Genomic DNA, 18,806 nt, shown 5'->3' with positions numbered 1-18,806 from the left:
ATTATATGAAATAAATGCAGTGCCCGAAATTAAGCTATAATAGAAAAGCCAATCTACAGATTGGCTTATTTTTTAAGATTAATTTATCTAGCGGAATGTCTATGTCTAAGCCTTTATCCATCTCTTCAGAATTGTTAAATCTTGCTGCAATGGGTAATCCAGATGCACAATTTGAACTTGCTGAAACTTACATGCAAAGTGAGGATGAAGATAATAATCAACTTGCTGAAGAATGGGCATTAAAAGCTGCACAATTGGGACATGTCGAAGCCATGTATTGGTTAGGTGAAGGATACGCTGTATATGCCAAAGACATGCTAGAAGAAGATCCTGAAGAAGCAAAAACGTATTTGGAACATGCGCATCGTTGGTTAGAACAGGCAGCAAACCTTAAACACCCTGCTGCAATTTTCGAATTGGCTAATTTCTTCCGCCGTGGGGATGTTGTGGAAAAAGATGTCGCAAAATCTGTAGAAATGGTCATCCAATCGGCTGAATTAGGTGAAGTGCAAGCAATGCGTGATTTAGTCTGTATTTATGAAAATGGACTAGGTGTTGATATTGATGAAGAGAAAGCTGACTTTTGGGCAGAAAAAGCCAAAACTGCTGAAGATGATGCTACTGAATAATTCAATACAAAGCCCATGAACAAATATAAATCATGGGCTTTTTGAGTGATTAGACTTAGCCTAAAAAACGTAATCCAACGCCAGGTTCAGTCACAATATATTTAGGTTGAACTGCATTATCATTTAACTTCGCACGTAATTTTGCCACTAATATGCGCAAATAATGCGTATCTTCCTGATGCGATGGTCCCCATAAATCTTTCAAAATCTGCGGTTGGGTAATCAATTGACCTTTGTGTTGTGCAAGTAAATTCAGTAACTGATATTCTTTTCGTGTAAGCGAAACAAGTTGTTGATTTAAGAATACTTGTCTTTGTGAAAAATCTATTTTTAAACTACCATCATCAAAAATAACCGACTCTATGACTGCATTTTGAAACTGCCGTAAAAGCACCCGTATTCTTGCCATAAGTTCCTGCACACTAAACGGTTTAGTGACATAATCATTCGCTCCCGCATCTAAAAGTTTCACTTTTTCAATATCATCGGAACGAACAGATAACACAATCACAGGCACATGCGACCAAGCACGAAGCTCAGATAGAACTTCAAAACCATCTAAATCGGGTAATCCTAAATCTAAAATAACCAAGTCTGCACCCTGCAAAGCCAAAAGTTCTAAGCCTTTTTGACCATTTTCAGCCAATAAAGTCTTATAGCCTTGCGCTCTTAAAGCAATATCCAAAAACTTACGGATCTGTGTTTCATCGTCGATGATCAGCACATTAGTCATAGAACTTGCTGATACATTTTGTTCAGACATCATGACTCCTTAAAACAATGAACGATTACGCAGGTTGAATCGGAAGCAATATACGGATACATGTCCCGATATTATTCTTGGCTGATGATGCAGAAATTTGTCCCATATGTGCCCCAATAATTGCTTTAACAATGGTCAGTCCCAAACCAGTACCAGACTGTCCACGATCACCTCTTTGCATGGTATAAAACATATCGAAAATCTGTTCACGCTCATCTTTTGGAATACCCTGTCCTTGGTCACTGATCGCAACTTCAATTTCATTATCATTCATTTGTACGACATCAATAATCACCGCTTTATTTTCAGGTGAAAACTTGGTGGCATTTTCTAAAACATTAAATATTGCCTGTTCAATCAACGCTGCATGTACAAATAAACTGAGTGATTCCTGTGGTAAATGTACATCAATCATTGCCTGAGGCATATAACGTTTTAAACGGCGAACCGCAGAACCCACCAATTCATCCAAACCAATCCAATCTCGTTTAAGACTTAAACCTTCATGACCTAAACGTGTCATATCCAATAAATTTTGAATATAACGATCTAACCGCTCGCCTTCTAAGTGAATCGCTTCCAACAAACTGTCCTGATCCGCTTCATTCATTGAATGACGATAATTACTCAACGTCTCCGCTGCTCCAATAATTGACGCAAGTGGTGAACGTAAATCATGTGAAACGGATGAAAGTAGTGCTGAGCGGAGTTTTTCAGTTTCTGAGTTCACATTGGCAATTTCTAACGCTTTACTTAATTGAGTACGTGAAATCGCTTGTGCAATATACTCAATCATGGTTTCTGCTAATTGTTTTTGTTCAATATGAAATGATGATTGTTGTGATGGAAATTTAACGCCAATAACACCTAAGCATTGTTTGGATGCCAATAAAGGCACAAACCACCAATCATTTTCTGTTAATGTCTGAGTAAAACGACCTGATGGTTGAAAATTTTTATAAGACCATTGTGCGGATATTCTTTCTTTTTCATTGAGTTGTTGCAAAGCTTCTGCTTGATTAGAAGGTTCTGGAAAATACAGTAAAACCTCTGCTTTTAAATTTTTCCTCAAGCTGGCTATCGCTATTTCTTGTACTTGATTTAAATCTATAGCAACCGACAATTTCTGCCCTAAATCCTGCATCACACTATTATAACTATTGGCAGCTTTCAATGCCGTCACTTGCTCTCTTAAACGTGAAGCAAGACGACTGGCTATTAGTGCTGCAGCAAAGAATGCAACGACAGTGATCACACCTTGATGCGCTGAAATTTGCAAAGTAAACTTTGGAGAAATAAAGAAAAAGTTATAAGCGAGAAAAAATAAAATTGCTGAAAAAAATGCGGCAAGCATCCGTGTTTTAGATGCTACAAAAACCACGGCGGTAATAAAAATGACAGATAAATCATCAATTCCCAAAAATTCATCTGCCAGACTCGCAATGATGACACTGAAAATGGTCGTGCCCAATACATAACATGTTTCTCGTAATGTGAGCCATTGACCTGTATGAGAAAAAATAGATGAATGATTTTCTTTGGTCAGAATAGGAACAATACTTAACTCAAAACTGGGACGAAGTTTTAAAAGTTGATTGAGAAATTCTTGTCCTGAAAATATACCCAGTGAATACGGATTGCGCTCATATTGCGACACAACCAATGTTGAAATTCCCCGACTCATGACATAATCAAAAAGCGTTTTTGCATGTTGCTTTCCGTATAATTTCTCAGTCATTCCGCCCAATTGACGCGCCAAATTTAAAGCACGTTCAATTTCCCGACTTTGTGAATTCTCCTGCTTGTCTGTAATTTGTGAATCATTCAAAAAAGCAACCACGGTCCAATTCGCTAAACGATTTTCTGCAATGCGACAGCCTGTACGAACTAAAGCTTCAGAATGCCCATTTCCATCCACCATAATTAAAACATGGTTTTTTAATGGAATTGGAGAAAGCCCTTGAATCGCAAAATTTTCCCGTACATTGGCATCGACATGACTCGCAACGGTTTGCATTGCCAATTCACGTAAAGCAGTAAGATTGGAGTGATTAAAAAATCGTTGCAATGCTTGTTCCGCCAATTCAGGAACATACACTTTCCCCTGATTCAGACGCTCCAACAACTCATTCACAGGTAAATCAATCAAACGAATATCACGGATTCTTTCAAAGACCCGATCAGGTACAGTTTCATTGACACGAATCCCAGTAATTTGAAAAACCACGTCATTCAGACTTTCTAAATGCTGAATATTCATCGTAGTAAAAACATCAATACCTGCATCGAGTAATTCATTGATATCTTGCCAACGCTTTTCATGACGGCTTCCCGGCATATTGGTATGTGCAAATTCATCCACCAATACAATTTTGGGTTTTTTCTCTAGAATGGCATCCAAATCCATTTCTTCCAGATGGAGCCCTTGATATTCAATTTTTTTCCGAGGAATAATGCTTAGTCCTGCAATCAAGTTCGCAGTTTCAATTCGTCCATGTGTTTCTACATAACCAATAATGATATCTGCGCCTTGTAACGCCAGATCATGGGCACGAACCAACATGGCAAAGGTTTTTCCTACACCGGGTGCAGCACCAAGAAAAATCGTCAATCGACCTGATTGATAGCGTTGATTTTGTTGTAATAATGCATTTGCTTTATTGTTTCTATGATCAGTCATAATCCGTCTGCTTTAGCATCTTTTTTAATCAATATTGGACAACTTTCATAAGTCATGTTTATCAATGCTTAATTTTCCATTATAGGCTCCTTCTCATTAAAAAAGAAAAGGAGGACGAGGATTTTATTAACAAATCCCCCACCTTCTTCATCTCCTTAATGGAGAAAGACCTTTCAATCTTTTTTCTAAGATTTTTTGATCACTTTCCTATCCGATCCAACGCCAGATTTAATTCAAGTACATTCACCCTTGCTTTTCCAAGCAACCCAAAACTTGGTTGAATGGTATATTCTTGCACCAGTTTCATCACGATTGGTTCAGATAAATGCCTTGCATTTGCAATACGTTTCACTTGAATCATAGCAGATTGAACACTTATTTCAGGGTCAATACCACTCCCAGAAGCAGTGACTAAATCCGCAGGAATTCTCGATTTTTCAACCTGCTCTTGTGCAGCAATATGATTTAAACGCTCATCGACAATTTTATTTAACTCAGGATTGGTTCGCGCCATATTACTCCCTGCCATTGCCATAGGATCATATTTTGAAGCCGATGGTCTTGGATGAAAATATTGTGTTTGAACAAATGGTTGTGCAACCAAACTTGAACCTAAAACTCGATCATTCTCAATGATCATACTGCCATTGGCTTGGTTAGGAAAGAGCACTTGCCCCAATCCTGTTGCCGCTGCACTATATACAAAACCACATAATCCGAGTGCAATAACTGTTAACCCAATAGAGCCACGTGCTAACTCACCTATTGATGAATCAATCAATTGATGATCTTTTAATGGATTATTTTCAATATTCATTTTCCTAACCTTTAATTTATGGTCTTCAATTTATAATCGGCAATAATGCTACAGAGCCAACAGTGGGTTGATCATCAGATCAATCACTTTAATGGCGATAAAAGGCAATATCACGCCACCAACACCGTAAATCAGCATATTGCGACGTAACAATTGTGTCGATGTTGATGGTTTAAATTTCACACCACGTAAAGCAATCGGAATAAGCAGTGGAATAATGATGGCATTGAAGATTAATGCGGACAGGATCGCACTTTCAGAACTCCCCAATTGCATCACATTCAGTACACTCATTTGCGGAATGGCTGCAACAAATAACGCAGGTAAAATTGCAAAATACTTAGACACATCATTTGCTAATGAGAAAGTGGTTAATGCACCACGTGTAATCAACTGTTGTTTACCAATTTCAACAACAGCTAATAATTTGGTTGGATCTGAATCCAAATCTACCATATTGCCTGCTTCTTTCGCAGCTTGTGTTCCGGAATTCATGGCTAAACCTATATCCGCCTGTGCCAATGCAGGTGCGTCATTGGTACCATCACCAACCATGGCAACTAAGTGACCTTTATTCTGTTCATCACGAATGCAGGCGAGTTTATCTTCAGGCTTCGCTTCTGCAATATAATCATCGACACCAGCCTCAGCAGCAATTGCTGCCGCAGTGAGTGGGTTATCACCAGTCACCATGACTGTTTTAATCCCCATCTCACGTAAACGGGCAAACTTTTCTTTAATACCTTGCTTAATGACATCTGAAAGTTCAATCACACCCAAAATATTTTGGTCTTTCGCAACAACCAAAGGTGTTGCTCCTTTAGAAGCAACTTGTTCCACTCGGGTTTTAAGTTCACTCAGATTTTCAATATTTTGTGACGCAAATTTCAGTATCGCATCCGATGCACCTTTGCGAATTTGATGACCATCGGCAAGGTTGATTCCCGAAATTCGTGTTGATGCACTGAAAGCAATAAATTCTGCATGTTCAGGTTCAGTGACCTTTTCACCCTGCTCTTTTGCCAATGCCACAACAGATTTACCCTCAGGTGTTGGGTCTGCAAGTGACGTTAATACAGCAGCTTGGCGCAGCTCAGATTCCGTCACACCTGTTAGTGGATAGAATGCTGTTGCTTGACGGTCACCGTAGGTAATCGTTCCTGTTTTATCTAACAATAGAACATCGATATCCCCTGCAACTTCAACCGCCTTACCCGATTTAGCAATCACATTGGCTTTTAAAGCACGGTTCATTCCCGCAATACCAATCGCAGGCAACAAGCCACCAATCGTGGTTGGAATCAAACACACCAACAGCGCTACCAATAAAATTGGATTGATTTCTATCTTTAAGAAATGCCCAATAAATGGCAAGCTAACTACGACGACAATGAAAGTTACGGTCATTACTGTGAGTAATATACCCAAAGCAATTTCATTGGGCGTTTTCTGACGGTTTGAACCCTCAACCAATGCAATCATACGATCTAAAAAGCTATTACCCGATTCCGCAGTCACTTGCACAACAATTCGATCTGTTAAAACCTTCGTACCACCAATCACACCAGATTTATCTGTACCTGCTTCACGCAATACAGGTGCAGATTCACCTGTAACCGCCGCTTCATTAATCGTGGCGAAGCCCTGAACGATTTCACCATCGGCAGGGATCATTTCCCCTGCACGTACTTCAATCAAATCATTCATTTTTAATAAAGTGGCAGCAATTTGTACGCCATCTAAATCATTTATTGAATCAATACGGCGTGCCGTTAAATTTTGTCGAGCCTGTCTTAATGATGATGCCTGACCACGACCTTTGGCTTCTGCAATCGCTTCTGCATAATTGGCGAATAGCACTGTGACAAATAAAATAAATGTCACCATGAGGCCAAACAACAAACTCGCTTTGCCTAATATGGTACTCACGAAAGTAATGATCGTACCAAGCCAAACAATTGCCATTACAGGATTTCTTATTGCATGTTGCGGCAATAGTTTAAGAAAGGCATTTTTCCACGCTTCGCTTTGAAATAATGTTGATGTCGTACTGTTGTTAGCAGCATGGCTATTTTCAGACACTTTTTTTGTTTGAACAGCTTGTTTTGAATGATTCATTTTATTCACCCTCATTAACCTTGAACCAATAACAGATGATCAGCAATCGGTCCTAAAACAAGGACAGGCATGAATTGTAATAAAGTCAACATCACCACAATTGCAATTAACGTCAGTGCAAAGGTCGGTGTTTCAACTTTTAAACTACCATTGCTTTCAGGTGCCTGACGTTTTGCTGCTAAACGTGCTGCAATCATTAAAGGAACAATTAATGTCGGGAAACGTCCTAATAACAATGCAAGACTACAGGTGACATTCCACCAAATCGTATTGTCTGCCAAGCCTTCAAACCCAGAACCATTGTTGGCAAATGCCGAAACATATTCATACAGCACTTGGGAAATGGCGTGATAATGCGGATTACTACTCCCTGTCAGTTCTGAGAAAAAGAGCGCTATAGAGGTTAAACTCAATATCGTAATGGGCTGAATTAAAATCACAACGGCAAGTAATTTAATTTCGCCTGCTTCAATTTTTCGCCCAAATAATTCTGGAGTACGGCCTGTCATTAACCCTGCAATAAATACAGCTAAAAACAGATAGATAATGAATTGCTGTAAACCACAACCGATACCTCCCCAAATTGCATTGATGAGCATGTTGGAAATTTGGACTAATCCTGTTAACGGTGCAGATGAATCATGCATCATGTCTACCGAACCATTATTTACCTGAGTGGTAACAGCAGACCAAAGCGCAGATGATGTCTCACCAAAGCGCATTTCCTTACCTTCCATGACCGTCAGTTGATGAGAAGCTGCCGAAAGACTTTCAGACCATATCGCACTTGATGCAGAAACAACTGACATCAACAACATTGTACCGAAAACAAAACCTGCAAATTTTGCACGTCGGGTAAAAAATCCCAACATGAAAATAACCGAAATTGGAATAAGTAGAATCGCAATCATTTCCAAAAAGTTTGAAAAAGGTGTTGGATTTTCCAATGGTACACTACTGTTTGGCCCATACCAGCCACCACCATTACTACCCAACTGTTTGATTGCAACCATTGGCGCAACAGGCCCTAATGGTATTTTCTGCATTTTCAATTCACTAAATTGATCAATCACCTGAACTTCAGGCCCACCTTGAAAAGTCGAAGGAACACCCTGACTGTTCAGTAATAACGACCAAATCATACAAAGAGGAATAAGAAAGCGGAAAGTAGGACGAATCACATCTGCCCAATAATTCCCGACATTAATTTTATTTACTTTAGAATTGAAACTTGTTTGCTGGTCTGCATCCGTCACTGCATTTGAATGTTTATAAAACAATGCTCGAACCGTTGCGACAACCATTGCCAAACCCATCATTGGGGTAATGATCTGTAAACCAACGACCCCTACCATTTGAGATAAATAAGACAGCTGCGCTTGCCCTGAATAATGCTGCTGATTGGTATTAGTCAAAAATGAAATCATGGTATGCAATGCCAAATCCCACGACATATTCGGTGCATGATTAGGATTCAACGGTAAACTCGCTTGGATCATAAACAGCACCCAAGTCACCAAGCCAATGACAAAACAACTCACAACAAAACTGAGCGAATATGTTTTTACGCTCATGCCCTTTTTGGCGTTCGTTCCTAATACTGCATAAATCGGTTTTTCGATCCAATTGAATAAAGGATCTATCTTCATCTCGCCATTTTGCATAATCGCAGCAAGATATTTACCCAATGGATACGCCAAAATGGTCACTATGGCTAAAAGTAAAATGAGTTCTAGCATGACACTCCCTCCAATTTTGAATGGTAGGAAATTGAAATGTGAATATTGCGACATTTATATTTTGTATGTTTTTTCAGCAAACATATTTTTGAATGCTGTATGTACTGATGCGCTATGAATGTAGCACTCATCTTTTTCATCCTAAAACGGGGATATTCCATTGCTAAGTATGAGAAAAAAGTACGTAAACTCTCTATTCACTAAAAAGTCTGTCGCGTAAAAATTTCGTAAAAATTTGTCTTTATTCATTTATAAATTCATCGAAATGCATTAAAAAGATTAAAATTTTTATAAACGTTAAGTTTTTTATCTATGCAAAATATTGAGCTGCTTAAAGCCCTCTTTTTAGGTCTAATCGAAGGATTAACCGAATTTTTACCCATTTCAAGTACTGGACATTTAATTCTATTTGGCCATTTAATCGATTTTCATTCAGATGGTGGACGCGTTTTTGAAGTTGTTATTCAACTTGGCGCAATTTTAGCCGTTTGTTGGCTCTATCGATTAAAAATTATTGATCTCGTCAAAGGCTTTTTCTCTGGGGATGTATATGCACGGCGCTTTGCGATCAATGTCTTACTTGCATTCATTCCAGCAGTCGTAATTGGTATTTTAGCCGTTGATTTTATTAAACAAGTACTATTTAGCCCGATTGTCGTAGCATGTGCTTTAATTATTGGTGGTTTAATTATTTTTGCTGTTGAAGCAAGAAAATTTGAACCTAAAACCATTGAAGCTACAGATATTACAATTAAGCAAGCCATTATTGTTGGCTTTGCACAATGCGTTGCAATGATTCCAGGTACATCACGTTCAGGTGCAACTATTATCGGTGGTATGTTGGCAGGCTTATCACGTAAAGCGGCAACTGAGTTTTCCTTCTTCCTTGCTATGCCAACCATGCTAGGTGCCGCAACCTATGACTTGATTCGTAATGCCGATGTTTTAACTTCAGATAATATGATTAATATCGCAGTCGGTTTTGTTGCGGCATTTATCGCAGCATTACTTGTGGTCAAAGCCTTAGTAAAATTCGTCGAAAAACATACGTTAAGAGTATTTGCTTGGTATCGTGTAGTTCTGGGCGTAATCTTATTGATAGTATTCTTTTAATTATTATTTTATATACAATAATAGATACATTATTTCATTGCAAAGAACAACCCTAAACTGGTTTAAAGTAAATTCAGTTTAGGGTGTTTCAATATTCTAATAATAAAAAATATTTTGATCAGATTTATTTTAATTAAAAATTAATTAATAAACAATTACTTATTCAACAACATTCACTAAAACCTTAATCAAAACTCAAATTTTAGATAGACAAAAAATACAATTATTCGCCACTTTTAAACGAATATTGACTCATTTTTCATTGACCATATTCTGTTATTTAATACTCTTAATAATATGGTTTTATCCATTTATCCTACTAAAAATAACTATTGATCATACTGTTCGCTATATCCACGCCTTCGAAAGATAGGCTCTCCATAATAAACAAGCAAATGACTTTTCGATCTATATAAATCACTAAAAAATTTATTTTCACTATACAAAATAATAATATATATACATTTTTATTTTCAATATTATTTAAGCTGATTATATTTTATTAAATTTTTTGGAATTTACACGATTATTGAAATAACAAAAAAGGACGCCTAAGCGCCCTTTTTTTCTCACTCAAAATTATTGGTCAGATTCACTACCATCGGATTCAGTATTACCTTCATCCATAATCGTTTCATCTTCAACCAATTGTTCTGAATCAATTAAATCTTCAGGCGTTTCTAGCACTTCACCATCAATCACTTCTGGTAAATCTAAAATTTCATCTTCTTCTACAGCATCAACAGCAACAACACCCACCAAGACCTCATCATTTCCTAAACGGATTAAACGAACGCCTTGAGCATTACGACCTGTTTGAGCAATTTCAGAAGCACGAGTACGAACTAAAGTACCACCATCAGAAATCAACATCACTTCTTTAGTAACATCAATTGCAACAGCACCGACCAATTCACCATTACGTTCAGAGGTCTTAATTGCAATGACACCCTTACCACCACGTTTCTTGGTTGGGAAGTCGCCTACAGGTGTACGTTTACCATAACCATTTGCAGATGCACACAGTACTTCACCTGTTTCAGGTACAACAACCAAAGAAACAATACGAGTAACTACATTTAAGTCAGCAGAATCTTCATCATCAGACTCTACATCAACTTCTGTTTCTTCATCTACTTGTGCAGCAGCGAGTGTTACACGCATACCACGAACACCCTTCGCAGTACGCCCCATGACACGAGCATCGGTTTCAGAGAAGCGAATTGCTTTACCTTCATTTGAGAACAACATAATTTGCTGTTCGCCATCGGTAATTGCAACACCAATTAAGGTATCTTCTTCTTTCAATTCAATTGCACGTAAGCCGTTCGAACGAACATTACCAAACTGTTCTAATTCAACACGTTTTACCGTACCAGAAGCTGTTGCCATAAATACATAGAAGTTTTTACGAACACTTTCAACTTGTTGTGCAAAATCATTAATAATTTCATCATCTAAATCAGTAGTAGAAAGCTCTACACCTAATTCTTTCAATTGCTTACGCAATACATCAGAAATATCATCGGCACCATCTTCAAGCTCTGCTAGAGCCGCTTCAAGTTCAACATAATGCGCACTGATCACTTCATTTTGTTGAAGTTTTACAGCATTGGCTTTAACAAATTCTTTGAAAGTCACCAAACGATCTTTAAATTTCTTCGGTGCATCTATTACAGGTAAAATTGCTGTAATCGTTTCATCTGCATCCAATGGTAACAAGTTCACCATCGGGCGACCTTTCGCACCACGAGAAGCTTGTGGTACTTCATATACTTTCAAGCGGTACACTTTACCTACATTGGTAAAGCACAACACCGTCGCATGGTTAGAAGTCACAATTAAATGTTGAATATAATCATCTTCTTTCATCGATGTTGCAGACTTACCACGTCCACCACGGCGTTGTGCCGCATAGTCAGACAATGGTTGAGTTTTCGCATAACCTGTTTTAGAAACGGTTAATACCATTTGCTCTTCTGGGATTAAATCTTCACGAGAGAAATCGATACGAGATTCAACAATTGAAGTTTTACGACCATCACCATATTGCTGTAAAATTAATGCTAATTCTTCTTTAATGACATTCATTAGCAAATTAAAGTCATTTAAAATTGCAGTTAATTCAGTAATTTGACCTAAAATTTCAGAATATTCAGCATGTAACTTATCTTGTTCAAGACCAGTTAAACGATGTAAACGTAATTCTAAAATTGCCGCCACTTGCGTAGGTGAAAGACGGTAAATACCACCATCAAAACCATATGGTTTAGATAAATCTTCGCCATCAATAATTTCTGGACGTACCGAAACTGAACCTGCTTTTTCCAACAAAGCAACTACGCCACCCGCAGCCCATTCGCCTGCATGTAAACGCTCACGTGCTTCAGCAGGATTTGCAGAAGTTTTAATCGTCTCAATAATCGCATCAATATTCGCTAATGCAACCGTTAAACCTTCTAAAATATGACCACGTTCACGCGCTTTGCGTAATTCGTACATCGTACGACGTGTTACAACTTCTTGACGATGACGAATAAATGCAGCAATAATATCTTTCAAATTCATCAATTTAGGCTGACCATTATCTAGGCAAACCATATTGATACTAAATGAATTTTCAAGTTGCGTATTTTGGAACAAATTATTCACAATCACTTCAGCGTTTTCACCACGCTTTAAGTCAATTGCAATACGCATCCCGTCTTTATCAGACTCATCACGCAGTTCTGAAATACCTTCAAGTTTTTTCTCTTTAACCAATTCAGCAATACGCTCAATGGTTCTGGCTTTATTGACTTGATACGGAATTTCCGTAAATACGATGGTAATACGACCATTCTTCGGATCTTCTTCGAAGTGATACTTACCACGAATATGTAAACGCCCCTTACCCGTACGGTAAGCATCTACAATTCCTGATTTACCATAAATAATACCGCCTGTAGGAAAATCTGGACCAGAAATATGCTCCATCAACCCTTCAATGCTGATATTGGGGTTATTGGCATATGCCAAGCAAGCATTTACAACTTCAGTGATATTATGCGGTGCCATATTGGTTGCCATACCTACAGCAATACCAGTTACACCATTAATCAGTAAGTTAGGAATACGTGTCGGCATGACGTGCGGAATCCGCTCCGAGCCATCGTAGTTATCTTCCCACTCTACGGTATCTTTTTCTAAGTCAGCCAAAATTTCATGGGTCAACTTACGCATACGGACTTCGGTATAACGCATTGCCGCAGCACTGTCGCCATCGACAGAACCGAAGTTACCCTGACCATCGACCAATTGATAACGTAAGCTAAAATCTTGCGCCATACGAACAATGGTTTCATAAACAGCAGAATCACCGTGTGGGTGATATTTACCGATTACATCACCAACCACACGGGCAGACTTTTTGTAAGCTTTATTGTAGTCATTGCCTAATACGTGCATAGCGAATAGCACACGACGATGAACGGGTTTTAAGCCATCTCTCACGTCTGGTAATGCACGAGATACAATCACACTCATGGCATAATCGAGATATGAGCTTTTTAGTTCATCCTCAATGGCAATCGGTCTAATTTCCGATACGCTCATGCATACTCCTTATTACAAACAGCGCGAACAGCTGCTGCTCATTTATATAATCAATCTTGCAAAAAATTAACCCAAAATGACTGGGCTAAAATACAAAAATACAGTCGAACACTATAGCATAAAAGCATTGTAAAAGGTGCCAATCAATCCTGACTATAATCATGATTATTTGTACTAAATTCAATCAAAATCAAGATTTTTTAATACAAAAAAAGCCTCCACAATTGGAGGCGAAAATTCTTTAAAAATTACAGCATATCAATGCACATTATTACACGCTGAATATTCTTCTTGATCAACAGTTTCATTTGACTGCAGAGCTTGATTTTCAGACTTCATCTCTTCTTTTTCTTGCTTCATTAACAGGAAAGTGACTTCGAATAATCCCCAAATCACGGGAAACTCATACATTTCTTCCATAAAGTCTTTATATGCAATGTCATGTAAAAACACAGGTAAAATCATACGACTATGTTCTATTGAATCGGCAATGAGTAAGGCAATCACCGCCAATGCAAAACTCCACATTGGGAATTGAACTGTTTTAAATTTATTGACAATTTCTTGACGCAATGCCGATGAAAATAGCATTACAACGACTGGTGCAATGAAAACAACTGACAACGTACGGAAATATACTTTGGGAACTTCTGGGAAATAATCTCGCCCCCAACTGGTACTGCGCCCGAAAAGTAGAACCCACCAAAAGATTGCCCAGAGCCAAAATTGCTTCTTTCCATCTGAACATCGGTCAGGACGGATATATAAAAAACTAAAGATTGCAACCAAGAGTAGTAAAATTGCTTGAATATTTTCTATATACTTTACTGCAATACCGTGAACTAATGGTGTGTGTAGATCAGCTAGGAAAGGGAAAAAGAGACATAAACCAACAAGTATCATTGTAGGACTTGTTGGCCTATTGGATACAATCATTAAAATATTCCAGAATACATGATTATTAAAGCAAGCTTAATTTTAACACAATATTACATTTTTTATTTTAAAAAATCCCACAAAACCTGAGCAAGAAACCTCAAGCAATTTACTGAAATATTAATTTTGTTTAATTTAACTAAACAACCTGTAAAAAATAAGTTTTAAAAAAGTTAAATACTCACGATTTATTGGCAAAATCTCACATTTCATCAATAATAAAAAGGTAGATAAAACATTAAAAAATGCTCAAAAATAGTAACAGCGTAAATTATTATTATCAGCAAAGTGACTGAGGAGTATTTTCACTCACCCGAAGTTGAGTATTAAAAGACGATATAAATATTATCAAAATGTACAATAAGAAGATAAAAAATCTAGAAATGATCAGTTTAAGCTACGCCATTTTTACTACAGATTAATTTTCAAAACATGCAGCTTTAAATTAGATATAGCTTTTAATCATCTATTGTTATTCTTTCAATTCTATACAAATGGATCACTTTCAAGGAGTTGGCATTCACTCATGAGATCATCATCTATATTGATTCGATAGCAATCCCAATTCGTAATTTCATTTCTTTCAATCACAGGCATCATATAAATTTTACTTGTAGGCGAATCTTTAAATTTACCCACTAAGGCTCCATCTTTAGTTATTTCAATTTCATCAAAAATAAAATCGCTAAATTGAGTTTTTTCAAATTTTTCTATGTCTTTTAGGCTCGTTGCATACGCATGTTTTGACTGATAATAACCTGCTAAACGCTCTTGATAACCGAGCATTTCAAAATACCGTGCTTGATATACATTTGATATTACAGCTGTAGCTGCTTCGGCTGTTTGTGATGTTTCAGCATCTGTTTCACGTACAATTCTTAAGTGTTCACGAACTTGGTACTGTATTTCTGGAATGATGACTCTCGTGACTACATCAATAATCGGTGCAGCAAATATAAAAATTGCCGCAATCATCCACAACCATTTACCATTTTTCTTTTTAGATTGATCTGGAGTGTTTTCTGAAGATGCGCTATTTTTCCATGAATCTAATACAATTTTTGCTTTATTTTCAAGCGAAATATTTTGATCCATGATTATTTCTGTGACTGAACGAGGAACTTGGTTTAGGTTATTTTCTTGAGCGCGTTGAACTTGTTTATTCGGTTGCTTTGGAGGATTACCACGCCGTACAGAAGATTCAACCTGTTGGCTTCCCGTGAAACCATTCAGTATTCTAAAGTGCTTTAAACGAATGCCGCACATACCACATTTCACTGCTTCACTAATATTTTCTGCATGGCATTTTTGACATTTCATTTTATTTCTTCATCATTTTATTTATCAACATGATTTATCTATAACACAGTTTGCATAAAAAACGCTCCTATATAAGGAGCGTTTTTCGAAACAGTAATATCAGAACTGTTATTTCTAATCAAATTTAGAAGTTACAATTTAGACACTAATTCTGGAATAACCGTATTCAAATCACCCACTAACCAGTAGTCAGCTACTGCATTAATTGGCGCTTCTTCATCTTTATTGATCGCAACGATCACTTTAGATTCTTTCATACCAGCCAAATGCTGAATCGCACCAGAAATACCAACAGCGATGTATAGGTCAGGCGCAACAATTTTACCTGTTTGACCAACTTGCATATCGTTTGGAACGAAGCCAGCATCAACCGCAGCACGTGAAGCACCTTGAGCAGCACCAAGCTTATCAGCAAGTGGATCAAGTACTTTATGGTAGTTCTCACCAGAACCTACACCACGACCGCCAGATACAACGATACGAGCAGCTGTTAATTCTGGACGTTCAGATTTCACGATTTCTTCAGAAATGAACTTAGAAATCCCTGCATCACCTGTCGTTGCGACAGCTTCAACTGCAGCAGAACCGCCTTCAGCAGCAACAGGATCAAATGCTGTACCACGTACAGTTGCAATTACAATTGCTTCGTCTGATTGAACAGTTGCAATTGCATTACCTGCATAGATAGGACGTTTGAAAGTTTTAGGACCTTCAACAGCAGTAATATCTGTGATCATGCTTGCATCTAAAAGTGCTGCAGCACGTGGCAATAAGTTTTTGCCTGTTGTTGTAGATGTCGCAAGAATATGTGTAAAACCTTTACCTAAACCTGCAACTAAAATAGCAACATTTTCAGCCAATTGATTTGCATACGCAGCATCATCAGCAAGTAATACTTTGCTAACACCAGCAACTTTAGCAGCAGCGTCAGCAACGGCTTGAGCGCCAGAACCTGCAACTAATACAGTGATATCACCACCGATTTTTTGAGCCGCAGCAACAACGTTTAAAGTTGCACCGTTAAGTGTCTTATTGTCGTGTTCAGCGATAACTAAAATACTCATGATTTTACCCTTCTGTATTAGATCACTTTCGCTTCATTTTTTAGTTTGTCGACTAATTCATCAACAGACTTCACTTGTACGCCAGCTTTACGCTCTGCAGGTGGCTCAACTTTAACTGTTTTAAGTTTAGAAGTTGTCGTAACGCCATAATCTGCAGGTGACTTGGTATCAAGCGGTTTTTTACGAGCTTTCATAATGTTTGGAAGCGCAGCATAACGTGGCTCATTCAAACGTAAATCAGTCGTGATAATCGCAGGAGTGTTCAATTCGACAGTTTGTAAACCGCCATCTACTTCACGAGCCACTTGTACTTTGTCGCCATTTACAGTCACTACAGAAGCGAATGTACCTTGACCTGCGCCAAGTAAAGCGCCAAGCATTTGACCAACTTGGTTAGAGTCGTCATCGATTGCTTGTTTACCTAAAAGGATAAGCTGTGGTTGTTCTTGTTCAACAACACCTTTTAAGATTTTAGCAATTTCTAAAGCACCCAGTTGGCTGTCATCAGCTTCAACTAAGATACCGCGGTCTGCACCAAGCGCCATAGCAGAACGAATCTGTTCTTGCGCTTCTTTAGCACCAATAGAAACCACAATAATTTCTGAAACAGTTCCTTTTTCTTTTAAGCGAACCGCTTCTTCTACTGCGATTTCATCGAATGGGTTAATCGACATTTTAACGTTAGTAAGGTCTACCCCACTATTGTCCGGTTTAACGCGAACTTTAACGTTGGCATCAACCACACGTTTTACAGCAACAAGAGCCTTCATGTAATCCTCGGCTGTTTTAGCAAAAGTAAAAGTTAAGAAAAGTAATAATAACCTTTCTTTTTAATTTTTTAGGTGTCCTATCTTGCAATGTGTTTGGCATTTCGGTCAAGTCACAATTCACAAAACAACGATAAAAAGTCTTAAAAAAGCTTGAACGTGCAGTTCACTTTTTTTTAATATATTTTGACTTAGACACATAAGCATACTATTTCGATAATATTTATATATTGATAAATAACATTATTTGTATAAATTCTGTATAAATATTCTAAATAATGAAGATAAATTCCCAATCAATCAATAACATCGTAATAACCATTCATTGATCTATATTTAAATTGTCAATTTAGACAGAGTCGTAATTTTCTGAGTATCTTTATGGATTAAATTTGTCAATTTATAGACTTGAACTTGTAACAAAATAATTAAATCAACCACTTTTATAAATTTACTGTTTTCATGTTGCTTCCAATTCATTTCTAAACGGCTCCATAGCTACACTCATGGATAGTACATCTGAATAAATATCAGACTATTTTGTAATCAATGCCATACATTTAATTGTTTTATTGAAGCAACTCAATATGATCCAATGTTCTACAATATAACACTATTGCATCTGTGTTATTTAAAAAATGAATAGGTAAATGATGAATCAATTCCAGCAAGTAATCACTTTACAAACAAAGCGATTAATTTTAAGACAATGGAAAGATACTGATTTTGAATCTTTTTATCAGCTCAATGCAGACCCCACAGTCATGCAATACTTTCCCAACTGTTTAAACCAGTCTGAAAGTAATGCTTTAGCAGAAAAATTTCAGGCACTTATTCATGAAAATGGTTGGGGATTTTGGGCAGTCGAATTAAAGAAAACAGGGGAATTTATCGGTTTTGTAGGTTTGCATGATCAACCGACTCAATTTAGTTTTTCACCTTGCGTTGAAATCGGTTGGAGATTGGCAAAACAATTTTGGCATCAAGGTTATGCAACTGAGGCTGCACATGAATGTTTAAATTTTGCCTTTGAACAATTAGCACTTGAGCACGTTGTCGCATTTACTGCAGAATTAAACACCCCCTCGCAAAAGGTCATGCAACGCTTAAATATGCAAAGTGTTTCTGAATTTTCACATCCCAAACTTGAAGCGACTCATCCATTAGCACAGCATTGTTTATATAAAATTTCTCAACAGGATCATAAAAAGAAATCATAAATTCGACAACTTGAATTCTAGAGATCTTTAAAACTGCTTACTTACA

General features: G+C 37.5%; 13 protein-coding genes. 3 read left to right on the top strand and 10 right to left on the bottom strand.

The window, feature by feature from the left end; translation table 11 throughout:
* Positions 1-101: 101 nt before the first annotated feature.
* A complete protein-coding gene (locus ACG94X_RS10370) occupies positions 102-629 on the top strand; it encodes a tetratricopeptide repeat protein (protein ID WP_419383653.1) in 528 nt (175 codons plus the stop codon).
* Positions 630-684: 55 nt separating this feature from the next.
* On the opposite strand, the gene ACG94X_RS10365 is transcribed toward ACG94X_RS10370, so the two are convergent.
* The 5 genes from ACG94X_RS10365 to kdpA form a co-directional block, all read right to left on the bottom strand.
* Positions 685-1,392, bottom strand: coding sequence for a response regulator (locus tag ACG94X_RS10365; protein ID WP_419383652.1), 708 nt, complete (start codon positions 1,390-1,392; stop codon positions 685-687).
* A gap of 25 nt (positions 1,393-1,417) precedes the next feature.
* On the bottom strand, positions 1,418-4,072 hold the full coding sequence (locus ACG94X_RS10360) for an ATP-binding protein (protein ID WP_419383651.1): 2,655 nt from the start codon (positions 4,070-4,072) through the stop codon (positions 1,418-1,420).
* Between the two features lie 199 nt (positions 4,073-4,271).
* A complete protein-coding gene (gene kdpC / locus ACG94X_RS10355; RefSeq protein ID WP_419383650.1) occupies positions 4,272-4,889 on the bottom strand; it encodes a potassium-transporting ATPase subunit KdpC in 618 nt (205 codons plus the stop codon).
* Positions 4,890-4,937: 48 nt separating this feature from the next.
* Complete coding sequence (gene kdpB, locus ACG94X_RS10350; RefSeq protein WP_419383649.1) at positions 4,938-7,007, bottom strand: potassium-transporting ATPase subunit KdpB; 2,070 nt, start codon at positions 7,005-7,007, stop codon at positions 4,938-4,940.
* A 14-nt stretch (positions 7,008-7,021) separates the two neighbouring features.
* Complete coding sequence (gene kdpA, locus ACG94X_RS10345) at positions 7,022-8,746, bottom strand: potassium-transporting ATPase subunit KdpA (RefSeq protein WP_419383648.1); 1,725 nt, start codon at positions 8,744-8,746, stop codon at positions 7,022-7,024.
* Positions 8,747-9,058: 312 nt separating this feature from the next.
* Between kdpA and ACG94X_RS10340 the strand changes: the two genes are divergently transcribed.
* The gene (locus ACG94X_RS10340) at positions 9,059-9,859 is read left to right on the top strand and encodes an undecaprenyl-diphosphate phosphatase (RefSeq protein WP_419383647.1); all 801 of its coding nucleotides are present in this window, start codon (positions 9,059-9,061) and stop codon (positions 9,857-9,859) included.
* 579 nt (positions 9,860-10,438) lie between these two features.
* Here ACG94X_RS10340 and gyrA read toward each other — a convergent pair.
* The 5 genes from gyrA to ACG94X_RS10315 all read right to left on the bottom strand — a co-directional run bounded on the left by gyrA (position 10,439) and on the right by ACG94X_RS10315 (position 17,543).
* The gene (gyrA, locus tag ACG94X_RS10335; protein ID WP_419383646.1) at positions 10,439-13,453 is read right to left on the bottom strand and encodes a DNA gyrase subunit A; all 3,015 of its coding nucleotides are present in this window, start codon (positions 13,451-13,453) and stop codon (positions 10,439-10,441) included.
* A 258-nt stretch (positions 13,454-13,711) separates the two neighbouring features.
* Positions 13,712-14,389, bottom strand: coding sequence for a hypothetical protein (locus ACG94X_RS10330; RefSeq protein WP_419383645.1), 678 nt, complete (start codon positions 14,387-14,389; stop codon positions 13,712-13,714).
* Between the two features lie 486 nt (positions 14,390-14,875).
* Positions 14,876-15,709, bottom strand: coding sequence for a zinc ribbon domain-containing protein (locus ACG94X_RS10325; protein ID WP_419383644.1), 834 nt, complete (start codon positions 15,707-15,709; stop codon positions 14,876-14,878).
* Between the two features lie 131 nt (positions 15,710-15,840).
* Positions 15,841-16,773 carry an FAD-binding protein gene (locus ACG94X_RS10320; protein ID WP_419383643.1) on the bottom strand — a complete coding sequence of 311 codons (933 nt, stop codon included), beginning with the start codon at positions 16,771-16,773 and terminating at the stop codon, positions 15,841-15,843.
* Positions 16,774-16,790: 17 nt separating this feature from the next.
* Positions 16,791-17,543, bottom strand: a complete 753-nt coding sequence (locus tag ACG94X_RS10315; protein ID WP_419383642.1) for an electron transfer flavoprotein subunit beta/FixA family protein — start codon at positions 17,541-17,543, stop codon at positions 16,791-16,793.
* Positions 17,544-18,193: 650 nt separating this feature from the next.
* Between ACG94X_RS10315 and ACG94X_RS10310 the strand changes: the two genes are divergently transcribed.
* Positions 18,194-18,760 carry a GNAT family N-acetyltransferase gene (locus tag ACG94X_RS10310; protein ID WP_419383711.1) on the top strand — a complete coding sequence of 189 codons (567 nt, stop codon included), beginning with the start codon at positions 18,194-18,196 and terminating at the stop codon, positions 18,758-18,760.
* The last annotated feature ends 46 nt before the right edge of the window (positions 18,761-18,806 follow it).

This window comes from Acinetobacter psychrotolerans, assembly GCF_048552595.1.
GTDB lineage: Bacteria > Pseudomonadota > Gammaproteobacteria > Pseudomonadales > Moraxellaceae > Acinetobacter.
The sequence above is the reverse complement of the archived record's forward strand: the minus strand, read 5'-3'. Positions and strand labels throughout refer to the sequence as shown.